Source organism: Methanofollis sp., from assembly GCF_028702905.1.
Lineage (GTDB): Archaea > Halobacteriota > Methanomicrobia > Methanomicrobiales > Methanofollaceae > Methanofollis.
In genome coordinates this window covers 1-12133 of sequence record NZ_JAQVNX010000066.1, presented here as the reverse complement: position 1 = coordinate 12133, position 12133 = coordinate 1, and the positions used below count along the sequence as shown (strand labels likewise).

Sequence of the window (12133 nt, the reverse complement as noted above, 5' to 3'; positions counted from 1 at the left end):
GCCGGAAAAGGAGAGGGAGAGCCTCGCCAGTCCCTTCTGCCCGATGCAGGGGGAGAGGCGGGGAGTCGGTTCGGCGATGAGGGTGTCGCAGGGCCGCAGCACATCCTTTGCAAGGAGATACTCCATGCCATGACACCCGCCGGTCTCCTCGTCGCAGACAAAGACCACCTGACAGGAGGGTGCGTCTCCTTCGCCGGCGACACGCCTGAGGGCGGTGAGGAGGGCCGCGCACCCCCCTTTCATGTCGCTCGATCCCCTCCCCCAGATGTACCCCTCCTCCTCGACACCCTCGAAGGGGGGGTGGCGCCACCCTGCCGGGATGGCCGGGACAACGTCGAGGTGGCCGACAAGGAGAAGGCTCGGGTTCCGGCCGGGTGCGATCAGGTTGCAGCGCCGTCCGTCCCTGGAAACGACGACACTCTCGATCCCGCTCTCCAGCAGAAAGGTATGGATGTAGTCGGCGACGTCGCGGGTATCGCCGGGAGGGTTCTCGCTCCTGATCCTGACAAGGTCCCTGCAGAGAGCGGAAACGTCCATGGTCTCAGGCGCTCACGCTTTTTTTGTACTCCTCAAAGAGGGTCGCCAGTGAACCGCCGTTGTAGATGCTGTTGAAGAACGGTCTGGAGAAGAACTCATCGATGGCGTCGGAGAAGAACGCCGCGGGCACCGGCTTTTTGCTCTCCGGGTCAAGGACGATCCTGAAACTCTGGTAGGCGGCCGGGTTTCCCCTGTCGTACACGCCCTTCCAGACCATCGGGAGCTTTGCGAACTTTTCAGGCTGGTTTTCCTTCAGCCACATGATGAATCCAGGGAAGATGGCGCGCTCGTCCTTCTTCTCCTCGTCGAGCCGCCAGCGGAGGTACTCGCGGTGCATCATGTTCTTCGGCGACTGGGTGTTGAAGACGTAGGTGCTCAGGGTGTACTCGATGTGCGCCAGGGCGTCCATGAAGTAGAAGGACAGGGTCGGGTGGAAGTCGCTCGGTTCCTCAAGGATGAGGGACTTCTCATAATACTTTAGCAGGACCCTGAAGTGCTCGTCTTCCAGAAGTTCGTTCATCATACAGAGCAGTTTGCCCGTCCACACTAAAAACCATTGTATCCTGGCATCCGTCCGTCTGTGCCCCTGTTTTTCTGGCACTCCCGAAAAAATGGTCGTGGGCTCTGGAGAAACCCTCACGTGAGAATTCTTCCTGAAGTGATAACTGGAGAAATTCTGATCTTGCGTGCTGGTTCCGGGGGGCTGCCGCTTGAAAACCTTCGGTTTTCTCAACTCCCTACGGTCGTCCCCCCAGACCCCCTGCCATTAGGATAAGGACGGGGATGGCAATCCCTCTCAATATTCCTGCTCTGTCTTCTCGGGACCAACCCTGAGCGGTGGTCCGGGGGCTGCGACCGAAGGGAGCATGAGAAGACCATCCGGTCTCCGATGTAGTCCCCCGGCGAACCATTGGGGGAAGACAGTGGATCCCGCGCTCACCCCCTAAGATCAAAGAGGAAAGATCAGCCAAAGTATGAGGATTTATACAAAGCCCAAAACCGATTTTTGTGCACGGGAGATCAAATTCTTTCCGGGTCTATGATCTGCCATGGGCTGGAGTTCTTTGGGCGCGGGCGGCGGTCCCCCCACCGGCCCCATAGAACAGGAATTATTTAAAGAAAGGTTCCCTGTTCTGGACGGCCTTCTCGAAGAGCGCTTCCAGTTCCTCTCCCTTCTTTCCCCTGATATCGACGTGGTTGTCGGTCCGCAGGAGGCATGGCTTGAGGTAGCCGTCGGACGTTACGCGCAGGCGGTTGCAGAAGGCGCAGAACTCGGTGTTGTGGAGAGGCCGCACCACCTCGACCTCGGCGCCGTCCACGCAGTACTTCTTCCGGTGGTGCATGCGCCGGGTGAGGACCTCGGTCGAGTTCAGGGCGATCTCTTTTTCCAGGCGGTCCACGTCGCCGTGCATCGTGCAGTTCTTGAACTCCATCAACTCGATGATCTGGAGGATAAGTGCGTCGCTGTCCCTGACGAAGGCGAGGAAGTCCGGGATCTCGTCCTCGTTCAACCCCTTCAGGACAACAGTGTTCAGCTTCACCGGCGTCAGGCCGGCGTCGACGGCCTCGCGGATCCCGTCGAGCACATGGTCAAGGAGGTCTTTTTTCGTGATCTGGAGGTACCTGTCGTGCCTGAGGGTGTCGAGACTCACGTTCACCCGTGCGAGCCCCGCCTCCTTCAGGTCATGGGCAAGGCCAGGGAGGAGAGTGCCGTTCGTGGTCATCGACGACTCGATCCCGCGCGGCACGGCCCTGACGATATCGAGGATATCCTTCCTGAGGAGGGGCTCGCCCCCCGTGAACTTCACGCTTTTGATCCCGATCTTTGCGCCGACACGGAGGATCTCCCTGATCTCCTCAAGGCTGAGCTCTTCGCGCGGCTTTACCTCCCCCTCTGCATGGCAGTAAATGCAGTCGAGGTTGCAGCGCGGCGTGAGGCTGATCCGCAGGTTTGTTACCGGGCGGCCGAAGCTATCCTTCAGCACCATCCTTCTGCCTCCGGAAGTTCTTGGCGACGATGTAGATCTCCTTGCTCCCGCGCCTGGATGCCAGCGGCCTGAAAGTGCGTACAGACAGGAAGTGCTTCTTCACCTCCGCATAGAGTTCGGGGAAGTCCTCTCCCTGGAAGGATTTGCAGACAAAGTTTCCCCCTTCCTTCAGGATCGTGACCGCAAAGGCGAGGGCGTCCTCGCCGAGGGCGATCGCCCGCGCCTGGTCGTAACTCGTCGCCCCGGAGAGCTTCGGAGAGGCATCGCAGGTCACGACCGATACGATTCCGCCGGCGAGTCCGCGCACCTCTTCCTGTACCTCCGGTGTCGTGAAGTCTCCGACAATCGTCTTCACGCCCTCCACCGGGGCGATCGAGTTGAGGTCGACGCCGATGATCGTCCCCCGGGTGAAGGTCTTGAGAACCTGCAGCCAGCTGCCCGGCGCGGCGCCGAGGTCGACGACATTGTCGTCGTCCCTGATCGCCGTGTGCCTCTTCTGTATCTCCAGCAATTTGTAGGCGGCCCGTGCCCGGAAACCCTCCCTCATTGCCCGGGTATAGTATTTGTCCCGTGTCCATTGTGATGTCATGATTTTTTTGCCTCGTCTCCTCAGGCCTCTGTTGGGATACCGGATAGAATAAAAAATATCATGATATAATGTATAATAGAGTCATATAAGGGGTTTGTAATGTTAAAAGCAACGATTGATGCAGATACCTTCCGGGAGTCGATCGACGCCCTGGCCGCGCTGGTGACCGAATGCCGGCTCCACGTTGATGGAACCGGGGTGAGAACCTGCGCCGTCGACACCGCGAATGTCGCCATGGTCTCTCTGGACCTCGGCAAGGACGCCTTCGAGACCTACGAGGCGACTCCCGACGAACTCGGGATCGATATTGCAAAGATGAAAAATATCCTCGGGATGATGGGGAAAGGCGATATTTTATCTCTGAACCTCCCTGAGGGCAGCCGCCGGCTGGAACTTGCATTCGGGAGTTACCAGTATTCTGTCACGCTCCTTGACATCAATACAATCCGGAAAGACCCGAACCCCCCTGCCATCGAACTCCCCGGCAAGGTCGAGCTCACCGGCAGCGCGCTCTCCACTGCGATCAAGGCCGCGGACGTCATTTCAGACAAGATCGCCCTTGGCATCGACCCGAAGGCCGAGATATTTTACATGATGGCTGAAGGCGACACCGACCACATCAAGCTCGAACTCGGGCGCGATCAGCTCATCTCTCTTCAGCCTGCCGAGGCGCGCTCGCTCTTCTCCCTCGACTATCTCAAGGATATGGGCAAGGTCATGGGCCGCTCAGAGAAAGTCAGCGTCGCCCTGGGCATCGACCACCCGGTGAAGGTAGCCTTTGACCTCGCCGGCGGGAAGGGGCATGTCGAGTACCTGCTCGCGCCGCGCATCGAAGCTGACTGAACATGGTTGATGTCCAGGACCTCGCCAGATATCCATTTTTAGAGGAGGCACAGGACTACGTCAGGAACGAGTCCGGCACCCTCGACCTGATCCTCAGGTCTGAACTGGGCAAGGCCCTCCTTGAACACGCCACGCGGCGGGTCGGGGACACGCTTGCCCAGAAGAATCCCGCAGAGTGCGGGGTCTATGGCAGGGACGCGAAGGAGGACATCTTCACCTATGTCCTTGCACGGATGCTCGTCTCCTGCATCAACGACCGGATGCTCATAGAGCGGCTCTCGCAGTTCGAGGCGCGGCGCGCATATTCCTGGTTCGTGCGGGAGGACAGGGAGCGGATGGTCCGCATCGCCGAAAGGGTCGGGATCGACCTTGAGCGGCCCACCCTGCCGGTGGTCGCCTATGTCGGGCTGATCGGCCCGCTCAATGACGAGCGCTGGCGGCTCGTTAACCGACGAGTCGAAAACGGTCATGTCTCTCTCCTGCCCGAGGAGATGCAGGAACTGGTCGAGGAGCGGATCAGGGCGATCATCAGGGAGAGGCTTCCACTCACCGTCCCCGAGGAGGTCTGCAGGATTTTACGGTCCTATACTGATGAAATCGCCGCCGCTCTCCAGCAGCGCGCCCTCGAGGAGTTCGGTGAGGTGGACGAGTCCTCTTTCCCGCCCTGCATTGCGACCCTCATCAAGGCGGTCACCGCCGGGACCAACCTCCCCCATGTCGGCAGGTTCGCCCTCACCGCCTTCCTCCACAACATCGGGCTGTCGACGACACAGATCGTCGCGGTCTTCCAGAGGGCGCCAGACTTCGACCTCTCGATGACGATGTACCAGGTGGAGCACATCTCCGGCCGGGCCGGGACCGAGTACACCGCCCCGTCGTGTGCGACGATGCGGACACACGGCCTCTGCGTTCGCCGCGACGAGGCCTGCGAGAAGGTGAGCCACCCCCTCTCATACTACAAATGGAAAAAAAAGCAGAATCTGTATAAGGTCAGGAAATCTTCTCGTTGATGACATAGCCTGCGCCGCTCATCGTGACGAGGAAGAGCACGAGGGCAACGATATAGGCGAGTCCGATCAGGTTGTTGTTCCCCGGATCGATGCCCTGAAACATTCCTGGCAGGGCGATGAGAAGGACGATGAAGACGAGCAGGCTCGCGGCTCCGGTCAGCACATCCAGTATACGTGCGTCCATAATACTCACCTGTTCTTTCCCTACCTCTATATCTCTTCTTCTCCGCCATCTTTTTCCGGCCAGGGCCCTACCTCTCCGCATGGACAGGGACGAAGCACTGGTCCTCCTCGGGCGGCATGTGGCATCTGACTCGCTTCGCACGCACTGCATCGCCACCGCGACAATCCTCCGCGGCCTTGCCGACGCCTTCGGAGAGGATGCCGACCTCTGGGAGGTGATCGGCATCCTCCACGACATCGACTACGAGGCCTTCGGCGGCGACATGAACAGGCATGGCATCGAGGGTGCTGCCCTCCTCAGGGGCGAGGGCCTCCCTGAAGAGGTATGTCTGGCGGTCGAAAGGCACAATCATCTCCTCTTTGCGCCGTACTCGGAAAGGCTCGACCTATCCCTCCAGGCGGCCGACAGCATCAGCGGTTTTCTCATCGCCTGCGCCCGCGTTAAAGGGGGGGCGATCACCGATGTCACCCCGAAGACCGTGAAGAAGAAACTGAAGGAGAAGGCCTTTGCCGCCGGGTGCGAAAGGGAGAGGATCGCCGCGGTGAACAGTCTCATGGAAGCCGGGGAGTTCTACGAGATCGCCATCGCCTCTCTCGCGGCACGGAAGGACGAACTCGGCCTGCGTTAGGATTATCCCCCCGCGGTGCGAGAGGATCTGCCATGAGTCAGGAAGAACGGGACCCGGTTCTCAGGGCCCTCTCTGCGGCCGTCGACCTGCTGCGCGAGGGGATGGACCCCTGCCTCGTCCCAGAAGTCGGCACGAACATCGCGTATGCCCTGGAGAAGGCGCGCGGGCCAGAGGACGTCGCAGCGGTGCGGGGCCGGATCGTCCGCCTCGGCGAGGCAGTCCAACCTGTCGGGGAGGTCGCCTTCGGTGCAAGTGATCATGTGGCGCGGATCGTTCTGACCGCGATGCGCTATGACTCGAGGGTGCGTGCGGCCGCAAACATCAGGTTTGCCGAACCCATTCTCCACGAACTTGAGGAGATGATGCTCGATATCAGGTACTTCGACCGCGACCAGGAACCGCCCGGCATCAAGACGATGGACTGGGGCGTCGCCTCGTGCTGCAAGACCGGCGTTCCAGATGTAATCTATGACCGCGGCGCCTCAGGCAAGGAACCGATGGTCCGGATCCTCGGCGAGGATCCGGGCGAGGTCGCACATAATATTCTTAAACTGTCAAGACGCATTAAAAATACAAATCTCAGGGATAGGTGCGAATGGGAATAAAGCCGACGTATATTAAGAGCCTTGGTAACGAGATCAGAGCCAAAAACCCCGGTCGCTTTACCAGCGACTTCGCGGAAAACAAGCAGATCGTTGCCGAAGTTTCTATCATCGAATCGAAGCGCGTGCGGAACAGGGTCAGCGGTTACATCACGAGAAAGCAAAATACTAAAAGAGTATCTGCGTAAACATTACCTCATGTTTGAGGGAGTGTTTCCAGCAGTCATTACCCCTTTTAGGCGGGCCCCGGATCAACGCCTTGATCTTGAGGGGCTCCGTTCGAATATTGAGTTTTTGATCGCCCGGGGTGTCCAGGGGATTGTTCCCTGCGGATCGACGGGCGAATCTGCAACACTCACGTTTGAAGAGCACGAGCAGGTGATCGGGGCGACGGTCGATGCGGTGAACGGCCGGGTGCCGGTGCTTGCAGGGACCGGGTCGAACAACACCGCCGAGGCCATCAGGTTTACGAAGGCGGCGCGGGACATCGGTGCCGACGGTGCGCTGGTCATCAGCCCGTACTACAACAAGCCGAACCGTTCCGGTCTTGTGAAACATTTTTCCGCCCTTGCCGAACTCGACATCCCGGTCGTCCTCTATAATGTTCCCGGCAGGACCGGACAGAACATCCTGCCCGATCTCGTCGTCGAACTCGCCGACAACCCGAACATCGTCGGGATCAAGGAGGCGAGCGGGAACCTGGAACAGGTCTCGCGGATCATTGAGGATACGCAGGACCGGGACTTCGAGGTGCTCTCCGGCGACGACGCCCTGACCCTGCCCATCCTCGCCCTCGGCGGAAGCGGTGTGATCTCTGTGGCCGCGAACATCGAACCGGCACTGATGGTCGGGATGTACGAGGCCGTGAAAAAGGGCGACCTGGAAGAAGCGCGGCGTATCCATTACCGCCTGTCCCCTCTTTTCAGGGCGATGTTCATCGATACAAACCCGATCCCGGTGAAAAAGGCCGCTGAACTCCGCGGCATGGCCGCCGGGCCGGTCAGGCTCCCTCTCGACGAACTCGACCCTGCAAAGACAGAAAAACTTGCGGAGGTGCTCGGGCACTATGATTAGAGTTGTCATATCGGGGGCCCTCGGGCGGATGGGTACGATCCTCGGCCGTCTCGTCTCAGAGGCGCCTGACCTCGAACTGGTCGGCGGCATCGACGTCCATGCCGGGACCTTCTATGGTGCGCCTGTTGTCGAAGCGAAAAATATCGACTCTTTCCTGAAGGCGACAAAGCCCGATGTCCTCATCGACTTCACCGTGGCGCACGCGGCTGTTGGGAACATCAAGGCGGCCGCCGCCAACGGCGTTGCGCTCATCGTCGGCACGACCGGTTTCACACCCGAACAGCAGGAGGAGATCAGGGTGGCAGTCGAGGGGCATGTACCCGCGGTGATTTCGAGCAACTTCTCTGTCGGCGTGAATATCTTCTGGCGTCTGATCAGGGAGGCCGCCCGTCTCCTCAACGAAGGATATGATGTCGAGGTGACAGAGGCCCACCACCGCTACAAGAAGGACGCCCCGAGCGGGACCGCGAAGACGATCCTCGGTATCCTCGACGAGGAACTCGGCAGCCGCCCTCACCAGTACGGCCGCGAGGGCATGACCGAACGGAAAGACGAGATCGGCGTCCATGTGATCAGGGGCGGCGACATCGTCGGCGACCATGCGGTCCTCTTTGCCGGGAACTATGAGGTGATCGAACTCTCGCACCGCGCCTACGACCGTGCGGTCTTTGCGAGCGGCGCTGTCCGGGCGGCCTCATGGGTGAAGGGAAAGGCTCCGGGTATCTATTCGATGACAGACGTCCTCGGACTGCCTTGAGAGGGGCGTCATCGAAAGATATTTCTCTATTTTTACAGAATAGTAAAGAGGAGTAATTACCATGGTTGCAGTTGTTGACCCTGATCTCTGCGTTGGTTGTGAGACCTGTGTGGACGAGTGCCCGTCAGAGGCGATCTCGATGGAAGACGGCATCGCCGTCGTGAACAAGGACGCCTGCACCGATTGCGGCACATGTGTTGACGTCTGCCCTGCGGGCGCCATCCACATGGAATAAATATCCCCCATTATTCTCTTTCTCCTTTCTGTTCTGAGATATTTTCTCTGCTCGCCGTATCTTCCGGAGTCTACGTGCATACCTCTTGTGTCTGGAAGTCTTTCTCCCGCTCCTTTATACTCTATTTTTTGCTCTCTACTCTCCTGATACTGAAAATAGAGGCGGCTAGAGGAGGAAAAGGAATCTTTTAATAAACTGTTGCATATAGGTAGAGTTACCTATGATAAATGTTGGAGTTCTCGGTGCTACCGGGGCCGTCGGCCAGAGGTTTGTACAGTTGCTCTCTGATCATCCCTGGTTCAACCTCCAGACCCTGACGGCTTCAGAGCGCAGTGCTGGAAAGCGGTACGGCGACGCGGTCAACTGGCGGCTGGATGTGCCTTTCCCTGATTCGGCTGCCGATGTTATCGTCAGTCCGACCACTGCCGAGGCGGTCCGCGACTGTGATATCGTTTTTTCAGCCCTGCCGGCCGATATCGCGAAGGGTATCGAAGAGGATGTTGCGGCGGCCGGTGTCGGCGTCTGTTCCAACGCCAGTTCGCACCGGATGGATCCTGACGTCCCGCTGGTCATCGCCGAAGTGAACCCCGACCATCTGGGTATGATCGATCTCCAGCACGATCATGGACGGGACGGCTTTATCGTGACCAACCCGAACTGCTCGACGATCATGCTCACCCTCGCCCTCGAACCTCTGCGGCAGTTCAACTTTTCAAAGGTCTTCGTGGCGACGATGCAGGCGATCTCTGGCGCAGGTTTCGAGGGCGTGGCCGGCATGGCGATCTACGATAACGTCATCCCCTATATCAAGGGGGAGGAGGAGAAGATGGCCAGTGAACCGAGGAAGATCATGGGCACCTTCAACGGTTCCGAAGTGGAGCCGGCCACCTTCTCGGTGAGTGCCTGCTGCAACCGTGTGCCTGTCATCGACGGCCACACCCTCTCGGTCTGGGTGGATGTCGACCGTCCGCTTGACGAGGTCAGGAAGGCATACCAGGAATACAGGGCACCGTTCTCCGGTCTCCCGACCCAGCCGGCACGGTCGATCGAGTATCTCGATCAGCCCGACCGCCCGCAGGTGAGACTTGACCGCAACCGCGGCAATGGCATGACTGTTTCGGTGGGAAGGCTCAGGGAAGGCCTCCGTTTTGCTGCTCTGGGCCACAACACCATTCGTGGGGCTGCCGGGGCATCGGTACTAAACGCTGAGTTAATCTATAAGGAGAAGTATCTCTGATAGACCACGAACAGAGGTGGACTATGTTAAAGGACAACACAGTATTCGTCGGAAACAAACCGGTCATGAACTATGTACTTGCAGTTGTGACCCAGTTCAACAATGGCGCGGATGAAGTGGCCATCAAGGCGCGGGGGAAGGCGATCTCCCGGGCTGTCGACACCGCCGAGATAGCGATCAACCGGTTCCTGGAAGGCGTAACCAAAAAGGAGATCCTCACCTCGACAGAGATGATCGATACGGACACGGGCAAGACGAATGTGTCCAGTATCGAGATTATTCTCTCGCAAAATCCAAAATGACGGAAATTATACTCTTTTTTCCCCGACCAGAAAGCATATATGATCTCGTTTCAAGATCCTAAGTATGAAATTCCTGGCGCACGGCCTTGCGATGCTTCTCCTGCTCCTTCTCATCGTCGTGCCTGTTGCGGCGGCGGACGATAGCAGGTACAGCTATCTCACGGTTCAGAGCGTCGAGATCCACCTCGATAACCATGATGCAAAGGTCAATGTCACCTATACCATCGACGACGGCGTCCAGATCCTCGTCCACCTCCTTGGCATGAGTGACCTTCGTGAGAAGGTGCTTGAAGTCGTGAATTTCAAGGGAGCGACCATCGAAGAGATCACGATGGACCATGCCGTCCTGACTATCCCTGGTGTCGGCCTGGACTATGGCCGCGGGACATTCTGGTTCCCCGAGCATGAATTCCCGGTGAAGATCCCCTCCCTGGTCGTTGCGTCGCCCCAGGACCGGCGGGCGTTCCAGAATACGGCGGTGTTCCCCGAGGGCATGGGATATTTCAAGGCCTGAACCCCCGTTGCATTTTTTTAAGATCCCTTTTTTACCCTGCTGATGGAAGCCTCCGGCTTACTCAAACCTGTTGCTTGCCGGCCGAAAGTGATCGATACCGTGCAGGCGGGTGGTCTGGCCGACAACCCTGACCTCCACGACCGGATCGTCATTGCGATAAAACCTCGACTGCGTGGCTTCCGGGGACTGGCTGCTGGTCGCGGCGCTCTCCCAGCACCGCGGCACCGCCTGCTCCGTATCGATCCGCATCTCCACCCTTACCTGCCGTCCGGGCGAATACTACGATATCGTGGTGAGGTGTGAGTAACAGGACGCCGCAGATGTGCTCCCGCAGACTGGAGATGGTGTTCAGGCTGGAGTCGGAGAGTCCGGGCACCTGCCGCTGGGCCGTCTCTTGCAACGAGGACGACGGCGAGGCTGCGGAGACCTGGAGTCTCGTCATCCGCTAACCGGCCAGAACCAATCTTCATGGAATCAGGGGATAATCGATCTGAGGATAAAAGATTCTGCAGTGATAGGAAAAATGAATACGGGGCGATTACCTCAGGGCGTAATCGCAGTATTCTCTCCTTTTTTCTCGATCCAGCGGTTGACGAGCGACTGGATGTAGACGCCGACAAAGGCGAGGAACAGCCCCCCGACCATGGAATACATCGCGACATTGAGCCCGTTGAACTCGGGGTACGGGAATTTTTCAATGTGCGAGAGAGAGAGCATGTAGATGCTCGTGCCGTACACGATGATGCCGATGGCGCTGATGAAAAAGGGGAGGACGATCACCCTGCCAAGGTCTTCGATCTCATTCATGTAGACGTCGATGATCCGGCCGACCGAGGCGATGATCCCTGCCGCCGTGAACCACCCGATTGCGCCGTAGAAGAAGGTCAGCAGGTAGAGCAGTATCCCTTCCTGGGTGTAATAGACAAGCAGACTGTACAGTCCGATGATCACCCCGACGATGAAAAAGAGGATCGCCGTGATATAGGAGACGAAGGTGATCCTGCCCCGTCTCAGTGCGACCTGCAGGGAATTGACCGAGTAACTGAAGAACTCGTCGAAACCGAGTCCTTTGAGGAGGAGATAAATGCCGAGTGCGCCCACGACGACGATCGTCGCCCCCTCAGGGTAGCCGATGAGGTAGGCGGTGGCGTAGATGAGCATTGCAAGGCCGAGAGGGATCAGGACCATCCGCGAGATCTTCGGGTCGTCGAGGAGTTTTTTGATGATATAGTAGGTCCCTTCGAGGTTCGGCATCTGAGTGACGATCACCCTCCTGATGCTTGTCACGGAGAGCCTGGACTGGACGATCGGGAGGATATATTCGTCTTCTGCCCCATCAGAGATGAGGACACAGGCATCTGCATCGGTCCGGGCGATCACGGTGTCGAGATCTGCGCCGATCTTCCGGTCCCCTTCGAGCATATGCATATGGTTGCCGGTGAGGATCGCAACTTCGACCTCTTCGCCCCGCTCTTTCAGTTCGTCATAGGTTTTTACCGCCTGAAAGATGGCGTTGACGTCTGAATCTTCGGGGTCGGCGAGTGCAAGTGCGCTGGCCGCGTTCAGGCACGCCTCCCGTCCGACTACCGGACTTGCGAGACCTGCCTTGTACCCGAGGTCGTCGTCCCGGTCG

19 protein-coding genes are annotated in these 12133 nt (G+C 58.6%); 12 read left to right on the top strand and 7 right to left on the bottom strand.

Going from position 1 to position 12133, the window contains the following annotated elements:
* The 4 genes from PHP59_RS08650 to PHP59_RS08635 all read right to left on the bottom strand — a co-directional run.
* On the bottom strand, window positions 1–537 hold a 537-nt coding region (locus PHP59_RS08650), incomplete at its 3' end, for a M20/M25/M40 family metallo-hydrolase (protein WP_300166060.1).
* A gap of 4 nt (window positions 538–541) precedes the next feature.
* Window positions 542–1060, bottom strand: coding sequence for a hypothetical protein (locus PHP59_RS08645; RefSeq protein WP_366943741.1), 519 nt, complete (start codon window positions 1058–1060; stop codon window positions 542–544).
* A 586-nt stretch (window positions 1061–1646) separates the two neighbouring features.
* Window positions 1647–2525, bottom strand: a complete 879-nt coding sequence (gene moaA, locus PHP59_RS08640) for a GTP 3',8-cyclase MoaA (RefSeq protein ID WP_300166058.1) — start codon at window positions 2523–2525, stop codon at window positions 1647–1649.
* Window positions 2509–3114, bottom strand: a complete 606-nt coding sequence (locus PHP59_RS08635) for an RlmE family RNA methyltransferase (RefSeq protein ID WP_300166056.1) — start codon at window positions 3112–3114, stop codon at window positions 2509–2511. The genes moaA and PHP59_RS08635 overlap by 17 nt, the downstream gene beginning before the upstream one ends.
* A gap of 99 nt (window positions 3115–3213) precedes the next feature.
* Between PHP59_RS08635 and PHP59_RS08630 the strand changes: the two genes are divergently transcribed.
* A complete protein-coding gene (locus tag PHP59_RS08630) occupies window positions 3214–3957 on the top strand; it encodes a DNA polymerase sliding clamp (protein ID WP_300166054.1) in 744 nt (247 codons plus the stop codon).
* Between the two features lie 2 nt (window positions 3958–3959).
* The gene (locus tag PHP59_RS08625; RefSeq protein WP_300166052.1) at window positions 3960–4967 is read left to right on the top strand and encodes a DNA primase large subunit PriL; all 1008 of its coding nucleotides are present in this window, start codon (window positions 3960–3962) and stop codon (window positions 4965–4967) included.
* Here the strand turns inward: PHP59_RS08625 and PHP59_RS08620 are convergent.
* The gene (locus tag PHP59_RS08620; protein WP_300166050.1) at window positions 4948–5151 is read right to left on the bottom strand and encodes a hypothetical protein; all 204 of its coding nucleotides are present in this window, start codon (window positions 5149–5151) and stop codon (window positions 4948–4950) included. The two genes, PHP59_RS08625 and PHP59_RS08620, sit on opposite strands and share 20 nt — an antisense overlap.
* Window positions 5152–5230: 79 nt before the next feature.
* On the opposite strand from PHP59_RS08620, the gene PHP59_RS08615 reads away from it, so the two are divergent.
* From PHP59_RS08615 to PHP59_RS08575, 9 genes are all read left to right on the top strand, one after another.
* Window positions 5231–5779 carry an HD domain-containing protein gene (locus PHP59_RS08615; RefSeq protein ID WP_300166048.1) on the top strand — a complete coding sequence of 183 codons (549 nt, stop codon included), beginning with the start codon at window positions 5231–5233 and terminating at the stop codon, window positions 5777–5779.
* 32 nt (window positions 5780–5811) lie between these two features.
* Window positions 5812–6384 (top strand): thiamine-phosphate synthase family protein, encoded by a 573-nt coding sequence (locus tag PHP59_RS08610; protein ID WP_300166046.1) that lies wholly within the window; start codon window positions 5812–5814, stop codon window positions 6382–6384.
* Window positions 6375–6569: a 30S ribosomal protein S17e gene (locus PHP59_RS08605; RefSeq protein ID WP_300166044.1), complete on the top strand. Its 195-nt coding sequence runs from the start codon at window positions 6375–6377 to the stop codon at window positions 6567–6569. The genes PHP59_RS08610 and PHP59_RS08605 overlap by 10 nt, the downstream gene beginning before the upstream one ends.
* A 10-nt stretch (window positions 6570–6579) precedes the next feature.
* On the top strand, window positions 6580–7455 hold the full coding sequence (gene dapA / locus PHP59_RS08600; protein WP_300166043.1) for a 4-hydroxy-tetrahydrodipicolinate synthase: 876 nt from the start codon (window positions 6580–6582) through the stop codon (window positions 7453–7455).
* Window positions 7448–8212 carry a 4-hydroxy-tetrahydrodipicolinate reductase gene (gene dapB / locus PHP59_RS08595; protein WP_300166041.1) on the top strand — a complete coding sequence of 255 codons (765 nt, stop codon included), beginning with the start codon at window positions 7448–7450 and terminating at the stop codon, window positions 8210–8212. Before dapA ends, dapB begins: the two co-directional genes overlap by 8 nt.
* A 61-nt stretch (window positions 8213–8273) precedes the next feature.
* Window positions 8274–8447 carry a 4Fe-4S binding protein gene (locus PHP59_RS08590; protein WP_067050478.1) on the top strand — a complete coding sequence of 58 codons (174 nt, stop codon included), beginning with the start codon at window positions 8274–8276 and terminating at the stop codon, window positions 8445–8447.
* Between the two features lie 220 nt (window positions 8448–8667).
* Window positions 8668–9684 (top strand): aspartate-semialdehyde dehydrogenase, encoded by a 1017-nt coding sequence (asd, locus tag PHP59_RS08585; RefSeq protein ID WP_300166037.1) that lies wholly within the window; start codon window positions 8668–8670, stop codon window positions 9682–9684.
* 23 nt (window positions 9685–9707) lie between these two features.
* Window positions 9708–9986 (top strand): DNA-binding protein Alba, encoded by a 279-nt coding sequence (gene albA / locus PHP59_RS08580; RefSeq protein ID WP_300166035.1) that lies wholly within the window; start codon window positions 9708–9710, stop codon window positions 9984–9986.
* Window positions 9987–10050: 64 nt separating this feature from the next.
* Window positions 10051–10500, top strand: a complete 450-nt coding sequence (locus PHP59_RS08575) for a hypothetical protein (protein WP_300166033.1) — start codon at window positions 10051–10053, stop codon at window positions 10498–10500.
* A gap of 57 nt (window positions 10501–10557) precedes the next feature.
* Here PHP59_RS08575 and PHP59_RS08570 read toward each other — a convergent pair whose 3' ends face one another.
* The gene (locus PHP59_RS08570) at window positions 10558–10749 is read right to left on the bottom strand and encodes a hypothetical protein (RefSeq protein WP_300166031.1); all 192 of its coding nucleotides are present in this window, start codon (window positions 10747–10749) and stop codon (window positions 10558–10560) included.
* Between the two features lie 71 nt (window positions 10750–10820).
* Here PHP59_RS08570 and PHP59_RS08565 point away from each other — a divergent pair, with 71 nt between their 5' ends.
* Window positions 10821–10949, top strand: a complete 129-nt coding sequence (locus PHP59_RS08565; protein ID WP_300166029.1) for a hypothetical protein — start codon at window positions 10821–10823, stop codon at window positions 10947–10949.
* Window positions 10950–11043: 94 nt separating this feature from the next.
* On the opposite strand, the gene PHP59_RS08560 is transcribed toward PHP59_RS08565, so the two are convergent.
* Window positions 11044–12133 (bottom strand): DUF373 family protein (locus PHP59_RS08560; RefSeq protein ID WP_300166027.1); only part of this gene is annotated, 1090 nt, incomplete at its 5' end.